The organism is Mycobacterium sp. FW102-FHT13B02, from assembly GCF_058790275.1.
The window spans coordinates 170,199-185,684 of the sequence record NZ_JBYTCM010000006.1; the positions used below are offsets into that span (position 1 = coordinate 170,199).

Here is a 15,486-nt window from a genome sequence, read left to right on the forward strand (position 1 = left end):
TCGCGGACGCCCAGTAGCAATGCGTTCGTCACATTGCTACTGGGGAGGTTGGGACTTGCTCGAAGGTGGATTCACTGTCCGAAGGATTGCTCACACCGGTGGCCGGCAGTCGTACTGGATTTTCACGCCAGCTGGGGAACTGCACCGGCCGTCACTGGATGTGTTGACGCGGTTCGGTTCGTCGACCCAAGAAACGTATGCCTACAGCCTGGTTGATCACCTCAACTGGCTTCACGTAAACAGCAAGGCCACCACCGCGGTAACGCTGGATGACCTGCGCCGCTACATGAATGGGCTCACAGGTCAGGCGGACGGTGTCTACGGTGTGCCGTGGCGGTCGGCGAAACAGAAACCGTTGGGCGCGTCGGCGGCAGCCAACGTGGCCACGATCGTGAAGGCCTACTACATAGCTTTGGCGGTGAGGGGTCAGGCCAGCGTCGAGCTGGTCGCCGGTTTCGAGGCCGCACCCCGGACGGTGAAACGCAAAGGCGCGCGGCAGGTTACGTCAAATCCGTTGGCGCCCCGAACGTCTGCGCGGCGACCACGGTTTCTGGCAGACGCGGTAGTGGCGTCACTGTTCGAGCCGTCGGTGCTGACCACCGCGCGCGATCTGATGATCGTCACGTGGCTGCGTGACGGGGGTTTGCGGGTCGGTGGGATGTGCGGCCTGCGGTTTTGCGATCTTCACCTGACCGAGCACCATCCGTGCGGCCAACGCGCCGACCCGCATATCCATGTCGTCGGCCGCGACGACAATCCCAATCGGGCGCGGGCCAAGGCGTATGCGTCGGCGGGACTGAGCGTCGACGGCTATGTGCTGGACGGGGTGATCCGCGCGGTGAGCCCGGCGATGGTCAGCAGCTTCTACGGGTATCTGCTCGACGAGTATCAGCCGGTCGCGCATCTGGCTGACCACGAGCAGGTGCTGGTGCATCTGCGGGGCGTCTCGCCGGGGCGGGCGTTGACGACGTCGGCGGTGCGCAAGATGCTGCGACGGTCGTGTGAGCGTGCCGGTCTTAATGCCCGGATCACCCCGCACGCGTTCCGTCACCGGGCGGCTGCGGCGTTGTACGCGGAGACGGATTTCAACGCGGAGATGGTCGCTCAGGAGTTCGGCTGGTCCAGCCCGTCGATGGTCACCGAGTTGTATGGCAAGTCGGCGAACCGGGAAGCGATGGCGCACCTGCATCGGGTTTGGGAGACGGCCCCGGGACTGGCCGGCGGCACCAGAAGCGGCGGAGCCCAGCTGTGAGCGCCGAAGCCGCGATCAGCGAGCAGTCACGACCTGCGCTGGTTGAGACCTCGGCGGACTATATGGAACTGTCAGCTGAGCAGCGGTATGAGCTGATCAGTCAGAAGTTCCCGTCGTGGCTGTTGGCGGAGCCCATCGTGTTCCCGCGCAACCATTCCACCTACGGGTGGGGGTGCCCGGTCAATGGGTGTGACGGCGCGATCGGGACCACCATTACCAGCTTGCTGTGCATTTTCCACGCACGCGAATTCACCCTGCTTCGCGGGTCAAAGACAATGGAGGAGTTCACGACCACTTCCGCGCCGCACGGCAGCCGGAGTTGGGGATGGGCACTGGAGCGCCGCCCGGGGTGTTCGATCTGCGGCGACAACCGTGAAGTAGCGGGCAACGGATTGTGTTCCCAGCACAATAAGCGGCTGCGGCGTGCTCGCCAGCTGGGCATTGACGAAATAGATTGGCGTGCAACGCAAGAACCGCTGCCGCCGTTCGATGCCGAGTGCGCGGTTCGGCCGTGTGTCCGCGACGCCGACTGCGGCCAATTCAGCGGCGCGCACAAGCGACCGCTGTGCCGCACGCACCTGCAGGGCTGGCGCCTGTGGACCAAACGCAGCGGAGGCGGGCGCACCCCAGAGGCGTTCGAGGACTGGCTGGCCTCGCCGGTGACGGTTGCCACCACCAGGACCCTGGATAGCCGCGGAGAACTGCATTTGGCGGCCCTGCCGGCGAGTTTGCAGCGCGAAATCCGCTACGGGCTCGACCGTCACGCCAAAACGGCACGGCGCACGCAGTGGCGGCCCATGGACATCCAGGCGGTGGTGGATCGACTGGCCGCCGCTGGTGCGGTATCGCTGCTGGACCCGATGGTGGAGGCGATCGCAGCAGATCAGGACAACCGCCCCCAGCAGCGCATCTGCCGGGACCTGCCCATCGCGGCACGCAGCCTGATGCTGACCAAGGAGACTGCGAAAGAGGCCGGCTGGTTTGACCACGTCGTCTCCGGCGGGAAAGCGTTCCCCGGCAGTCAAATTGGTGAACGGCGTCGTTCAGTATGGGACCTGACCAAAATTTCTCAGCGGTGGCTGCGCGACGCGCTGTGGGACTACCTCTACGACCAGTCCCTTGAACCTGACGGGAAGCGGGTCTCGACGGGCACGGTGTTTTACCGGCGTTCGGGGACCGTGCTGTTGTCGTACGTGCTGGAGCAAATACGCCCCGATCACGGGAACGATCCGGCGCTGCTGCACGCCGTCGACGCACACGCGATCAAAGAGCTGATCAATCTGTGGTTCAAAGAGCAGATCCCTGTTCCACCGCTGATTGACGAAGCCCGAAAGGCTGACGGGGTGCTGGTCGAGCGCGCCCGGCACATCTTGATGCGCAACGCCTACCTCGTGCTGGCGCACAATAAAGAACGCGGCCGGCCATCGACGACACCCGAAGATTTCCTGCTGCGGTTTCCTGATTTCCCGGTTCCCGCGAGAAGCCCGCTGCCGAGGCCGTTGAGCTTCGGTGATTACCAGCTGCTCGTCGATCCCGACAATCTGCGTGCGCTCGACGAATTGGATACCGCCGAGGTGGGCCTGTCTGACGTGTGGCTGGTACAGGCTTTTCAGGGCGGCCGGATCAGCGAGGTCCTCAACCTGCGCTTGGGGTGCATCGGGATGGTCGGCGTGGCGCAGCCGTACCTGTGGCGCGACATCAGCAAGGTCAATGTGGTCGATTACGGAATACCTTGCCACGTCCCGGTTTACGAGCGGCTGCTGCGCCGTCAGGCGATCACCAAAGCCAAACTGCGCAACCGTTACCGCAAACGCCTCGCTGCGCTCGACGGTCCCGGGCGTGAGCGGCTGGAGGCCGAATGGGAACGGACCATGCCGCTGTTCCCCGGCGCGCACCTCAACCCCGATCTGACCCTGGAAGTCTCCTACACCTCGTTCAGCAAGTCATGGAAGAAGTGGTTCGCCGGCCTGGGTCTGTCCGGGATCACCACCCACCAGACCCGTGCGACACTGGCCACCTCGCTGCTCAACAGCGGCGCCCCGGCAGAACTGGTCCGCCAGCTGCTGGGCCACTTCTCCGACGAAGCGCTCGCGCACTACGCCCGCTACAACGACGCGAGCATGGCCAAGCACCTCAAGCAGATCTGGGCCGCCGGACCGGGCACCAACAAACCCGGAACCATCCTGCTGCGCCCCGGCGACCTCGACGCCGACCCGGCGGCGGTGCGCGACCGGATCGACCTAGCCGTCATCCCTGTGGAGCACGGAATCTGCCGATACGGCCCCGTGGTCGGTGGCGAAAGCTGCCCCTTTGCGAAGAACTGCACCAGCGGACCCCAAGGGCCGTGCGAACACTTCGCCCTGACCGGAGCGGATTTGGCGTACTGGGAACGCAAGCGCGACGCCGCTTTTCACTTCGCCGAAGGCGCCCCCAACGAGGATGCCCGCGACTACATCCTGTCCGCGTGGGACCCCTGGCAGCCGGTTCTCGCCGGACTGCGTGAAGCCCTCGATGAGCTCGGCCTGCTCGAAGAAGCCGAAAAGCTCGACCTGCGCAGCCCCAGCCATGACTACTTCCATCCGGTGTTCACCACCGGATGGACGCTCGACCAACTCGCGCCACCAGCCCAAGGATCGGAGATGACCCCAGCATGAGCGCCACCAACTCCACCTCGCGCCCGGGCGCGGCCGCTAGGAAACGGCGCCGGCCCGTCGAAGCGATCGCCAAGCGAGCGCACCGCAGCATCGAATGCGAACAACGAATCCGAAAAGCCCTGGGCAAGCTCACGAAAACCGGAGTTCCGTTCACTGTCAAAGACGTCTGCGACCTCTCCGGGGTCGGCAAAACGTTCATCTACGACCCGCGCCACCCCGAACTGACCCAGGCAGTCCTGGATGCACGCAACGCCTCGCAGATCGCCACCACGATTCGCGCTGAACAGAACATCGATGGGCGGACCTCGTCCTGGCGCGAGAGGGCCGTCAACGCCGAAGCTCATGCCAAGAAGCTCAAGGCCGATCTCGCCGAACGAGATTCACGCATCGCCGATCTCATCGGCCAGCTCTACGACCCCGAAGGCGTGCACCTCGTCGATGAGAACGCCCGGCTGAGGGGCTTGTTGGCCGTGGCGAACCAGAACCTGACAGACGCGCACCTCGAAGTGCAGAAGCTCACCCGATCACTCGACGGGGCACGCGCCAACGTCAAGCGGGAACGTCAACGCAACGTGACTCAGCTATTCGTCACCGACCAACCCAACTCATCGTGAAAAGCCGGCAGCCACAGCGCCTCCGGCGACCACCGCAAGCGAGACACGTCGCATCAACTCAATATCGTCGCGAACGCGTCCTCCACATTTTGAGCAGGAAAGACAATGACAAATTCAAATTTTTGGCAACTAAAGGGCGCGTTGAGTGCGGCGAGCAGGTCCACGACCTCGCCGCCGCGAACTTCTCCGACCACGATGCGGTCCGGACGCATCCGCAGCGCCTGCCGCACCAGATCGCGCACCGTCACCGCACCGACGCCTTCGACGTTGGCGCCGCGGGCGACCAACCGGACCAGGTGCGGATGTTGTGGCGCCAACTCGGCGGCGTCCTCGACGCAGACGATGCGTTCGGCCGGGTCGACGGCACCGAGGAGCGCCGACAGCATGGTGGTCTTTCCGGCGCCGGTCCCGCCGGAGACCAGGAAGGCCAGCCGCGCCGCCACGATGTCGTCGATCAACGACGCGGCCGGTGGCGCGATGGCTCCGGACCCGACGAGAGCGGCCAGGTCCTGGGTCGCGGGCCGTAGCACCCGCAGCGAGAGGCAGGTGCCTGCCGCGGCGATCGGGGGTAGCACGGCATGCAACCGGACGCTCAAGCCGCCACCGATACCGCCCAGGTGACCGTCGACCCACGGTTGCGAATCATCGAGTCGGCGACCGGCAGCCAGCGCCAGCCGTTGCGCCAAGCGCTGCACGGCGGCCTCGTCCGGAAAGCGGACCATGCTGCGGCGCAACCCGTTTCCATCGTCGACCCACACCTCGTCGGGCGCGCTCACCAGCACGTCGGTGGTACCCGGCGCCCGCAGCAGCGGCTCCAGAATCCCGGCACCGGTCAGCTCGGTCTGCAATAGCCGCATGCCTGCCAGCACGTCACTGTCGGCCAGCACGCCGCCGGACTCGGCGCGGATGGCTGCGGCCACCGTGTTGGGATGCAGCGCACCGCTGTTCTGCGCGGCCAGGCGCTCCCGTACGCGATCCACCAACGACGACGTCATGCGCGCCCCGCCCCCGGCTGCCCGCGCAGCACCGCGAGGACGCGACGGGCGGCCGCCGCCAGCGGCGACCGGCTCCGCAGACTGCGGCCGAGACGGCCCCGCTCGAGTGCATCGTCGAGACTGCTCTCCGCACGCATGGCCGCCAGCAGCGGTAACCCCAGCATCGTCGACATCTCGGTAGCGCGGAGCCCGCCGGGCGCGGGACCCCGCACCACCAAACCGACGTTCGGGTTGAGTGCCGCCACCCATTCCGCCACCACACGTGTGGCCGCACAGGCCCGCACATCCGCCGGCGCCACCACGACTACGAGATCAGCTGCGGCAACCACGGTCTCCGCCGCGACCGATGCCTGCCGCGGCACATCGCAGATCACGGTCGCACCGCCCCGGCTTCCGGCCTCGACAACCGCGGCCAGCGCCGTCGGCCGCAATTCGACGCCGGTGCGTCCGGCCGACAGCATCACCACGCCCTGCCGGCGCGGCAGCGCATCACGCAGCGCCGTATAACTGAGCCTTCCTCCCGCTGCCGCCAGGTCCGGCCAGCGCAGGCCGGCATCGCCCTCGGCGCCGAGGGCGAGGTCGATGCCGCCACCCCAGGCATCGACATCGACCAACAGGCATTCGTGGTCCGGGTCGCCCGCGGCCTGCGCCAACGCGATCGCAAACACCGATGCCCCACCACCGCCGCGGCCACCGATCACCGCGACGACGGCACCTCGGCGGCCGTCCGATTCGCCGGCTGCAGCGTCCGCGAGGACACCGACCAGATCGGACTCCTGGCCGGGCAAGGTGATGACATCCTGCGCACCGATCACCATCGCGGCCTCGAACTCGCAGGTGCCCGGCACTTCGGCGGCGATCAGCACTACAGCAGGCCGCCGTGGCATCCCGAGCTCGCGACAGCGCTGGGCGGCCGCGACATCGAGCAGTACCGCCGCGGCTCCGACCCACGCATTCCGGCCGGACGGTTCCGCCCCGTACACCACCCTGATGCCCGCCGCCGCGGCGATGCGCTCGATGTCGTCGCGCAGTCCGGCGTCAGAGATCAGCGCCAGCGCCCCGGTTGTTGTCATAAGTCCACCGTGATCGGCAGCAGGCCGCGACACCAGAGCGCACGCGCAGAATGTGGATGGATCGCAAACTGTGGACAACTTTATTGACGGAGTCGTGAGAATGTCGTTCCGCAACTTTTCGCGAACTTCGAGCGACATTCGACGAGTCAGGATCGCGGCGGTTACGCCACAGGCAGAAAAGAGCGAACGGACGCCGACAGAAACGCGTCGAAGAGGCTTCGCCTGGAGGAAATCTGACCTACCCCGAAAAAGGGACGACCCCCGCCAGGGGGGGAGGAGGCGGAGGTCGTCGTGGATCAGCCCCGGGGGGTCGGGCTGATGCACACCCGGAGCTAGCCGGGTAAAGCCCACTATACACACGTCAACAGTGCTCTGCGCAACTGTTGATTGTCTGTGAAAGGGGCGTGTCAGCACGTCAATCGCCGCGGCGGTCAGGTCACCGGCGACCGACACGGCGACGCTGCCGCCCACCCGGCACCGGCATTCCGGAGCTTATGCTGGGAGCCGTGACCGCAACCGATCCGGCCGCCGAGGCCGCGGCCGCGCCGCGCCAGGAGGCCGAGCCCAGCGGTCCGGTGCGCACCGCAGCCTTCTTCGATCTCGACAAAACCGTCATCGCCAAGTCGAGCACCCTCGCTTTTAGCAAACCTTTCTTCAACCAGGGACTGCTTAATCGACAAGCCGTGCTCAAGTCCACTTACGCACAGTTCCTGTTCCTGATGTCCGGCGCCGACCACGATCAGATGGACCGCATGCGGTCTTACCTGACCAACATGTGCACCGGCTGGGACGTCGAACAGGTCAAGTCGATCGTCGCCGAGACGCTGCATGACATCGTCGACCCACTGGTCTTCGCCGAAGCCGCCAACCTGATCGCCGATCACAAGCTGTGCGGCCGTGACGTCGTCGTGGTCTCGGCATCGGGCGAGGAGATCGTGGCGCCCATCGCCCGCGAACTCGGCGCCCACCATTCGATGGCAACACGCATGGTGGTCACAGACGGCAAGTACACCGGCGACGTCGACTTCTACTGCTTCGCCGAGGGCAAGGTGCAGGCCATCGAGGAACTCGCCGCCCGTGAGGGCTACGCGCTCGAGCACTGCTACGCCTACTCGGACTCCATCACCGATCTGCCGATGCTCGCGGCCGTCGGCCACCCGGCCGTGGTCAATCCGGATCGCGCACTACGCAAGGAGGCCGTCGCGCGCGGCTGGCCGGTACTGACCTTCAACCGCCCGGTCTCGCTGCGAGACCGGCTCCCGGCGCCGTCGAGTGCCGCCGTCGCCACGACTCTGGCCGTCGGCGCCAGCGCCCTCGCAGCCGGCGCCGTGACGTACTCGCTGCTCCGTCGTCTGAACTTCTGACAGCTACTGACGAGTTGCTGAAGGACCCTCCGTAACAATCAGAAATCGCCCGCGATTGGCCCTTGATGTGACTGCGGTCACGGAGTACAAAGGAAGCACGGAAGCCCCCGAGGCCAAGACCGAACCGGAAGAGAAGGTTCGACCTCCCGAAGAGGGCATCCCAGCACGGAATACCGGCACCCACGCGGAGCACATACCGCGACAATGGTAAAAGCGTTGTGGGCCTGCGTAATTGCGAAAAGCGAACGGCTACGAGAATTCCTTGGGTGGAGTTCCAGCCGCAGCGCGTTGCAGGGACGCCGAGGCCACCCACACAACCCAACAAGCACGCTTGGTAACCGGGATTCCGTGCTAGCGGGCGGCGAGCCGAGTCAGACCTCTGACGACGGAGCGCCGCCCGCTTTTATATTTGCCTGTTTGCTGGAGCCGGTGCCGGCCGGACCGCTACTTGGCAGAAGCCTGCGCGATGGACAACGCCTCGCGCGCCCCGGAATGCAGGCCGCGACTGCTGCAGATGAGCCAGGCCGTCAGGCCGTCAGCGGTTCCCGACGCGAAGCCCCGTGCCGCGGCACGGTATTCGCCGACCTCACGCATCCAGTACATCTCGGGCACACCGAGACCGTGCGGGTCCAGCCCGCTGGCCATGGTGATCAGCCGGGACACCGCGCGCGCCACCACACCGTCGGCCACCCCGAACGGAGCCAGGCTCAGGAGTTCGCCATGCGCGACGGCCGCGAGCACCGTCGCCGGCACCCGGCTCCCGCCACCCACGATCTCGCCGAGCAGTTCCAGCCGCCGACCCACATCCGGATCATCGGTGCGGGGGCGGCCGAGGTGGTCCTCATCCGCCAGATCCGCGGCCGCCAGCGTGTGCAGCCGAGCGATCGCCTGCAACGGTGCCCGCTGCCAGACCCCGATCAACGCCGTCGCGCCACCTTCGAGCGCCTCGGCCACCCGCAGCGCGCCGGCCAGCACGGCGTCAGCGCGTTCCCCTTTGGCGGGAGCCTCGCCTTCTTTACTGAAGCTCAGCGCGCCACCGTCCAGCACTGATGATGCCCGGGCCGCCCGCACCGAGGCCTCGGCCGCGGTGGCGGGCCAACCGCGCAGGTTCACCTTGTGTCGATGGGCTCTACCGAGCGCTTCACGCGCCTCGTCGCCCGCCACGGCCACGCCGGGCAGTTCTGCCAAAGGAGCCAGCGGGTCAGGTGCAGCCACGTCCGCACAGGGTAGTGCCACCAGGCGGTCACCTCCAACGTCACGGTGGCGAGCCACCTCCAACGTCACGGTGGCGAGCCACCTCCAACGTCATTGCAACGTGTCAGTGACTACGCTCACAGCCATGACACAAGACACCGCTGTGCCACAGGCTTATCCACCGCCTGCCGAGTTCGCCGCACAGGCCAATGCCACTGCCGCGCTCTACCAGGAGGCCGACGCCGACCGCCTGGAATTCTGGCGCCGCCAGGGCGAGCGGTTGTCCTGGGCTACCCCGTTCACCGAGGTCCTGGACTGGTCAAACGCCCCGTTCGCCAAGTGGTTCGGCGACGGCAAGCTCAATGTCGCCTACAACTGCGTCGACCGCCATGTCGAGGCCGGCAACGGCGACCGTGTCGCGATCCACTGGGAAGGCGAGCCCGTGGGTGACGCCCGCGACATCACCTACGCCCAGCTCAAGGACGAGGTCAGCAAGGCCGCCAACGCCCTGACCGCCCTGGGCCTGGTCGCCGGTGACCGCGTCGCGATCTATATGCCGATGGTGCCCGAAGCCATCGTGGCGATGCTGGCCTGCGCCCGTCTCGGTGTCATGCACTCGGTCGTGTTCGCCGGATTCTCGGCCACCGCGCTGGCCGCCCGCGTCGAGGACGCCCAAGCCAAGCTGGTCATCACCACCGACGGGCAGTACCGCCGCGGCCAGGCGGCGTCGCTCAAGTCCGCCGTGGATGAGGCCTTGGGATCAGGCGGGGCCGGCCAGTCCTCTGTTAAGCACGTCCTGGTGGTCAAGCGCACCGGCATCGACGTCGACTGGACCGAAGGCCGCGACGTCTGGTGGCACGAGACCGTCGACTCGCAGTCGCCCGAGCACACACCCGAGGCCTTCGACGCCGAGCAGCCACTGTTCCTGCTGTACACCTCCGGCACCACCGGCAAGCCCAAGGGCATCGTGCACACCAGCGGCGGGTACCTGACCCAGGCGTCCTACAGCCACCACAACGTCTTCGACATCAAAGCCGACGACGTGTACTGGTGCACCGCCGACATCGGCTGGGTCACCGGGCACACCTACATCGTGTACGGACCGCTGGCGGGCGGCGTGACGCAGGTGGTCTACGAAGGCACCCCCACCTCGCCGACCGAGCACCGGCACTTCGAGATCATCGAAAAGTACGGCGTCACCATCTATTACACCGCCCCGACGCTGATCCGCACCTTCATGAAGCTGGGCCACCAGATCCCGGCGTCGCACAACCTGTCGAGCCTGCGGGTGCTCGGCTCGGTGGGCGAGCCCATCAACCCAGAGGCCTGGCGCTGGTACCGCGAATACATCGGCGCCGGCGAAGCCCCCATCGTGGACACCTGGTGGCAAACCGAGACCGGCGCCATCATGATCTCGCCGCTGCCCGGCGTCACCTCCGCCAAGCCGGGCTCGGCCATGACCCCACTGCCCGGCATCAGCGCCAAGATCGTCGACGACGACGGCAACGAACTGGTCCCCGGCGCCGACGAACAAGAGCACGTCACCGGCTACCTGGTACTCGACAAGCCGTGGCCGTCGATGCTGCGCGGCATCTGGGGTGACGACGAGCGCTTCAAGGACACCTATTGGTCCCGGTTCGCCGAGCAGGGCTGGTACTTCGCCGGTGACGGCGCCCGCTACGACGCCGACGGCAACATCTGGGTCCTGGGCCGCATCGACGACGTCATGAACATCTCGGGCCACCGCATCTCGACCGCCGAGGTCGAATCCGCGCTCGTCGGGCACTCCGGAGTGGCCGAGGCCGCCGTCGTCGGCGCCACCGACGCCACCACCGGCCAGGCCATCTGCGCGTTCGTCATCCTCAAGGAATCGGCGCACGGCGGACCGGAGAACATGATCGAGGAACTGCGCACACAGGTGGCGCGGGAGATCTCCCCGATCGCCAAACCGCGCGAGATCCACGTGGTGCCCGAGCTGCCCAAGACCCGCAGCGGCAAGATCATGCGCCGCCTGCTACGCGATGTGGCCGAAGGCCGCGAACTCGGCGACACCTCGACCCTGGTCGACCCCAGCGTCTTCGAGGCCATCCGCGCCAGCAAGTAACCCGAAAACGTGAAAGTCCCCCAACATCACGCTGGGGGACTTTTTCGTATCGTCAGGCGATGGGGACGTAACCCGCGCCCGGGCGGTTCTTGGCGTCGAGGTCGGAGATCACCGCATTGATCGACACCGTCACGGCCGGGGTGTGCAACGGCACGTACTTGACGACACACGTCGGCAGGTCATCGCTGAAGGCCCCGTGGATCATGCCGACCAGCCTGTTGTCGACGGTGACCGGCGCACCCGAGTCGCCCGGCTGGCCGCACACCTGGTCGACGATGGTGCCCGGGTCCTGTCCCGGACCCCAGGTGACGCCACAGGTGTAGCCGGTCGTGCGGCCCAGTTTGCACGCCACCTGGCCGAACGCCGGGTCCGGACCGATGCCGTCGATCTGGAATCCGTTGACGTTGTTCAGCGGCTGCACCTTGGCCGGGTCGAATTCGATGACGGCGTAGTCCAGGGGCTGGCTGCCGGCCACCATGACGCCCAGGTTGCCGCGGTTCTCGGCGCCCTCGGCCGCCACTTCGTGGCCCGGGCCGCCGCAGTGCGCCGACGTGAAGCCGACGAGCTTGCCGCGGTTGTCGTGCCCGATGGTGGTGAGGGTGCAGAAGGTGTCGCCGTCGACCACGATGCCCGAGCCACCGCCCAGCGGCACCGGTACATCGGCGTGTGCCGGCACCCCGGCCGAGACGCCGAGCAGGGCAATGGCCGTCGCGAACAGGGGTGCCAAACGCATCGGGGCAGTGTATCGCTGGCCGGGATCGTTAACCGGCGCCCCACGTGGCAACATATGCCAGGACTACACCGACGCCGGGAGGACGTGTTCGTGAGCAATGGCGATCGCAAGAATGGCGCAGTTCCAGCCACGGTGACCTCGATCCCGCTGGTGGATCCCCATGCACCCAAGGCTGATCCGTCGATCGGCGATCTGGTCAAGGAAGCCACCGCGCAGATGTCGACGCTGGTGCGCGCCGAAGTCGAGCTGGCGCGTGCCGAGATCACCGCTGATGTGAAGAAGGGCCTGACCGGCAGCGTCCTGTTCATCGCCGCGCTGGTGGTGCTGTTCTACTCGACGTTCTTTTTCTTCTTCTTCCTCGGCTCGCTGCTGGAGCTGTGGCTGCCCAGCTGGGCGTCGTACCTCATCATCTTCGCACTCATGGTGCTGACGACCGGTGCGCTCGCGTTCCTGGGCTTCCTCAAGGTCCGCAAGATCCGTGGGCCGCGGGACACCATCGCCACGGTCAAGGAGGCCAAGGTGGCGCTGACGCCGGGCCACGAAAAGTCCTCGAGTCAGAGCATCGCCCGCACGGCTTCCAGCGACACCTCAGGCTGGTAGTGCCGCCGCCCGATCCGTCGGTCGTCCGGATCGACGGTCCGTGGCGACACCTGCAGGTGCACGCAAACGGGATCCGCTTCCATGTAGTGGAGGGCGAGAGCTCGGAGCCCGACCACCGGAACGCGGACGGTTCCTCCAACGCGGAGCGCCCGTTGGTGATCCTGCTGCACGGGTTCGCCTCGTTCTGGTACTCGTGGCGCAATCAGCTGCGCGACCTGCGCGGTGCCCGGGTGGTCGCCGTGGACCTGCGCGGCTACGGCGACAGCGACAAGCCGCCGACCGGCTATGACGGGTGGACATTGGCCGGGGACACCGCCGGCCTGGTGCGAGCGCTGGGGCACAATTCGGCCGTGCTGGTTGGGCACGCCGACGGTGGCCTGGTCTGCTGGGCCACGGCGATGCTGCATCCGCGGGCCGTGCGGGGTATCGCGCTGGTCAGTTCACCGCACCCGATGGCGCTGCGATCCTCGACGCTCACCGACCGCGGCCAGCGCGCGGCCCTGTTGCCCGCGATGCTGCGCAATCAGGTGCCGTGGTGGCCCGAACATGTCCTCACGCGCCATAACGGCGCCGCCGTCGAGCAGCTGGTCCGCAGCCGCGCCGGCGCCGCCTGGCCGGCGTCGGAGGATTTCGCGCAGACGGCCACGCACCTGCGTACCGCGATTCAGATTCCGTCGGCCGCCCACTCGGCGCTGGAGTACCAGCGCTGGGCGGCGCGCAGTCAGGTCCGCGGCGAGGGCCGGCGCTTCATGCGCGCGATGAAGCAGCGCACCGCGGTACCGATCCTGCATCTGCACGGCACCGCCGATCCCTACGTGCTCGACGACCCGGTCCGCCGGACCCAGCGCTACGCTCCGCATACCCGCTTCGTATCCGTCACCGGTGCAGGGCATTTCGCGCACGAAGAGCAGCCGTCGACCGTCACCTCGGAACTGTCGACGTTCCTGCACCAGCTACCCGGCTGAGATGCACTTTCCGGTCGGCACCGCGTCCTGATTGTCGACCTTGGCCATCTGCTTGGCCACCTCGTCGGCGGTGAGAACGAAGCCGGTGTCGGCGTCGTCGACAGCGGCGCCGAACACGACACCGAGCACCCTGCCACTGCCATCGATCAGCGGGCCACCCGAATTGCCTTGGCGGACATTGCCTCTGATGGTGTAGACCTCGCGCGTGACGGTCGTGGAGTGGTAGATGTCCGGCCCGTTGAGTTTGATGATCTCGCGGATGCGGGCCGGGGTCGCGGCGAACTCACCGCCGCCCGGATAGCCCATCACCACCGCGCCGGTACCGGTCTGAGCTTCCTGCTTGTCGAATTTCAGCGGCGCCGCGGGCAGGTCGGGCGCATCGAGAATCGAGATGTCGGCCTCAGGGTCGTAGGAGACGACCTTGGCGTCGTAGCTCTTGTCGTCAACCTGGACGGTGACGCTGTTGGAGCCGGCCACCACGTGGGCGTTGGACATCACCCGGCCCGGCGCCACGACGAATCCGGTGCCCTCGAGCACCTTCTGGCAGCTCTGCGCGACGCCGCGGATCTTCACGACGCTGCCCTTGGCGGCGGCCACCGCCGGGTCGCCCACGAGCGCGGGGTCGGGAGCCGAGACGCTGACGATCGGGGTGCGGCCGAACGGTTGCAGCACCGACGGCAGGCCGGAGGTGTTCAGCAGCGCCGAAAGCCGCGTGGGCACCCGCTTCAGCCAGGCCGGTGCGACATCGTTGACCTCTGACAGCACGCGCGAGCCGTTGACCGCCGCAGCCAGATTCGGCTGGTCCGACGATGTCAGCGGGGTGGCCAGCAACCAGGCGGCGACCAGGACCGCGACCAGTTGCAGAGCCATGCCGACCACCGAGTCGAATCCGCGCACCACCTCGTTGCGCATGGCGCCGCGGACCGCGCGGCCCAGCACCACTCCGGCGATCTCGCCGACGACCACCAGGCCAAGGATCAGGAACAAGGCGACGAAGAGCTTGCTACGAGCGCCGTCGACGTGCGCCACGACATGCGGCGCGAGCAGCACACCGGCCACCGCCCCGAGCACCACACCGAGAAAAGACAGCAGAGAGCCCAGCGCCCCGGACCGCCAGCCCGAGACGGCGGCGACGAATGCGACGGACAGAACGGCCAGATCCAGCCATTGTGAAGGTGTCATGGTTGATCCACACGGTAGCCGTTGGAGTCCCCCAACAGCGCCATTGCCGCGTCCAGTTCCTCGATGACGTCGGTGTTCCACGGCTGGGCCCAGCCTGCGACATCGAGCATCGCGGAGATCACCTGAGCGGTGAAGCCCCACACCAGCATCTGGTTGAGCCGAAATGCCGGGCCGGCGAACCGCCGCGTGTTCTCCTTGCGGTACACCATCAACCGGTTCTCGGGATTGACGAAGGCGCGCACCGGAACCCGCGCGACGATTTCCGTCTCCGCCGGGTCGACAGCGAGGACGTCGCCGGGGTCGGGTGAGTAGGCGAGTACCGGGACCACGTGAAAACCCGAGGGTGGGATGAACATTCGGTCCAGCGTCGTCAGCACGTGCAGCCGTGAGGCGTCGATACCGGTCTCCTCGGTCGCCTCACGCAGTGCGGTGCCGATGGGACCGCCATCCCCCGGATCGGACGCGCCACCCGGGAACGCCGCCTGCCCGGCATGATGTCGCAACGTCGACGCGCGGACGGTGACCAGCAGGTCGGCATCGGGCGGCAGGGCGCCCGCCGGGGCGTCGGGCGCCCCCGAGAACAGCACCAGGACCGCGGCGTCGCGTTTGGTTCCGGTCAATGTCGCCGTGGCGCCCGCGGCCGTGATGGCCGCCAGCACGCTGGCCGGCACCCGGCGGCGGTAGGCCTGCGGCAGGTCCGGGGCGTTGTCGACAAGTGGCCGAAGCCACGCCGGGGCGGCCTGCGGGTTCAGCATG

General features: G+C 67.2%; 12 protein-coding genes and 1 pseudogene. 7 read left to right on the forward strand and 6 right to left on the reverse strand.

Annotated features, from left to right (window positions below; translation table 11 throughout):
* The first annotated feature begins 55 nt into the window (after positions 1-55).
* Genes AC3WTE_RS13000 through AC3WTE_RS13010 form a run of 3 tightly spaced genes read left to right on the forward strand, consistent with a single transcriptional unit; the run spans position 56 to position 4,520 of the window.
* Positions 56-1,252, forward strand: a complete 1,197-nt coding sequence (locus AC3WTE_RS13000) for a tyrosine-type recombinase/integrase (RefSeq protein WP_492437983.1) — start codon at positions 56-58, stop codon at positions 1,250-1,252.
* Entirely contained in the window at positions 1,249-3,906 is a 2,658-nt protein-coding gene (locus AC3WTE_RS13005; RefSeq protein WP_492437984.1) for a tyrosine-type recombinase/integrase, read from the forward strand. The genes AC3WTE_RS13000 and AC3WTE_RS13005 overlap by 4 nt, the downstream gene beginning before the upstream one ends.
* Complete coding sequence (locus AC3WTE_RS13010) at positions 3,903-4,520, forward strand: hypothetical protein (protein WP_492437986.1); 618 nt, start codon at positions 3,903-3,905, stop codon at positions 4,518-4,520. Before AC3WTE_RS13005 ends, AC3WTE_RS13010 begins: the two co-directional genes overlap by 4 nt.
* Before the next feature lie 140 nt (positions 4,521-4,660).
* Here the strand turns inward: AC3WTE_RS13010 and AC3WTE_RS13015 are convergent.
* Positions 4,661-5,515, reverse strand: a pseudogene (locus AC3WTE_RS13015) (TadA family conjugal transfer-associated ATPase); the annotation flags it as partial.
* On the reverse strand, positions 5,512-6,588 hold the full coding sequence (gene ssd, locus AC3WTE_RS13020) for a septum site-determining protein Ssd (protein WP_492437987.1): 1,077 nt from the start codon (positions 6,586-6,588) through the stop codon (positions 5,512-5,514). The gene ssd and the pseudogene AC3WTE_RS13015, both read right to left, overlap by 4 nt.
* 494 nt (positions 6,589-7,082) lie before the next feature.
* On the opposite strand from ssd, the gene AC3WTE_RS13025 reads away from it, so the two are divergent.
* A complete protein-coding gene (locus AC3WTE_RS13025; RefSeq protein ID WP_492437989.1) occupies positions 7,083-7,952 on the forward strand; it encodes an HAD-IB family hydrolase in 870 nt (289 codons plus the stop codon).
* Between the two features lie 444 nt (positions 7,953-8,396).
* Here AC3WTE_RS13025 and AC3WTE_RS13030 read toward each other — a convergent pair whose 3' ends face one another.
* Positions 8,397-9,167 (reverse strand): Fic family protein, encoded by a 771-nt coding sequence (locus AC3WTE_RS13030; protein ID WP_492437991.1) that lies wholly within the window; start codon positions 9,165-9,167, stop codon positions 8,397-8,399.
* Between the two features lie 124 nt (positions 9,168-9,291).
* Here AC3WTE_RS13030 and acs point away from each other — a divergent pair, with 124 nt between their 5' ends.
* A complete protein-coding gene (gene acs, locus AC3WTE_RS13035) occupies positions 9,292-11,250 on the forward strand; it encodes an acetate--CoA ligase (RefSeq protein ID WP_492437993.1) in 1,959 nt (652 codons plus the stop codon).
* 52 nt (positions 11,251-11,302) lie between these two features.
* Here the strand turns inward: acs and AC3WTE_RS13040 are convergent, their stop codons facing one another.
* Positions 11,303-11,983: a S1 family peptidase gene (locus AC3WTE_RS13040; protein WP_492437994.1), complete on the reverse strand. Its 681-nt coding sequence runs from the start codon at positions 11,981-11,983 to the stop codon at positions 11,303-11,305.
* 90 nt (positions 11,984-12,073) lie between these two features.
* Here AC3WTE_RS13040 and AC3WTE_RS13045 point away from each other — a divergent pair, with 90 nt between their 5' ends.
* Both AC3WTE_RS13045 and AC3WTE_RS13050 read left to right on the forward strand, forming a co-directional pair.
* Complete coding sequence (locus AC3WTE_RS13045) at positions 12,074-12,583, forward strand: phage holin family protein (protein ID WP_492437996.1); 510 nt, start codon at positions 12,074-12,076, stop codon at positions 12,581-12,583.
* Positions 12,583-13,548, forward strand: coding sequence for an alpha/beta fold hydrolase (locus tag AC3WTE_RS13050; protein WP_492437998.1), 966 nt, complete (start codon positions 12,583-12,585; stop codon positions 13,546-13,548). Before AC3WTE_RS13045 ends, AC3WTE_RS13050 begins: the two co-directional genes overlap by 1 nt.
* Here AC3WTE_RS13050 and marP read toward each other — a convergent pair.
* Both marP and AC3WTE_RS13060 read right to left on the reverse strand, forming a co-directional pair.
* On the reverse strand, positions 13,537-14,730 hold the full coding sequence (gene marP / locus AC3WTE_RS13055; protein ID WP_492438000.1) for an acid resistance serine protease MarP: 1,194 nt from the start codon (positions 14,728-14,730) through the stop codon (positions 13,537-13,539). The genes AC3WTE_RS13050 and marP overlap by 12 nt on opposite strands.
* Positions 14,727-15,485 (reverse strand): NUDIX hydrolase, encoded by a 759-nt coding sequence (locus AC3WTE_RS13060; RefSeq protein ID WP_492438272.1) that lies wholly within the window; start codon positions 15,483-15,485, stop codon positions 14,727-14,729. The genes marP and AC3WTE_RS13060 overlap by 4 nt, the downstream gene beginning before the upstream one ends.
* Between the last annotated feature and the right edge of the window lies 1 nt (position 15,486).

What these genes read in the sequence shown, in the direction of transcription:
- AC3WTE_RS13040 (WP_492437994.1), bottom strand. Translation starts at nt 11,983, where the DNA reads ATGCGTTTGGCACCCCTGTTCGCGACGGCCATTGCCCTGCTCGGCGTC.
- acs (WP_492437993.1), top strand. Translation starts at nt 9,292, where the DNA reads ATGACACAAGACACCGCTGTGCCACAGGCTTATCCACCGCCTGCCGAG.
- ssd (WP_492437987.1), bottom strand. Translation starts at nt 6,588, where the DNA reads ATGACAACAACCGGGGCGCTGGCGCTGATCTCTGACGCCGGACTGCGC.
- marP (WP_492438000.1), bottom strand. Translation starts at nt 14,730, where the DNA reads ATGACACCTTCACAATGGCTGGATCTGGCCGTTCTGTCCGTCGCATTC.
- AC3WTE_RS13010 (WP_492437986.1), top strand. Translation starts at nt 3,903, where the DNA reads ATGAGCGCCACCAACTCCACCTCGCGCCCGGGCGCGGCCGCTAGGAAA.
- AC3WTE_RS13060 (WP_492438272.1), bottom strand. Translation starts at nt 15,485, where the DNA reads ATGCTGAACCCGCAGGCCGCCCCGGCGTGGCTTCGGCCACTTGTCGAC.
- AC3WTE_RS13025 (WP_492437989.1), top strand. Translation starts at nt 7,083, where the DNA reads ATGCTGGGAGCCGTGACCGCAACCGATCCGGCCGCCGAGGCCGCGGCC.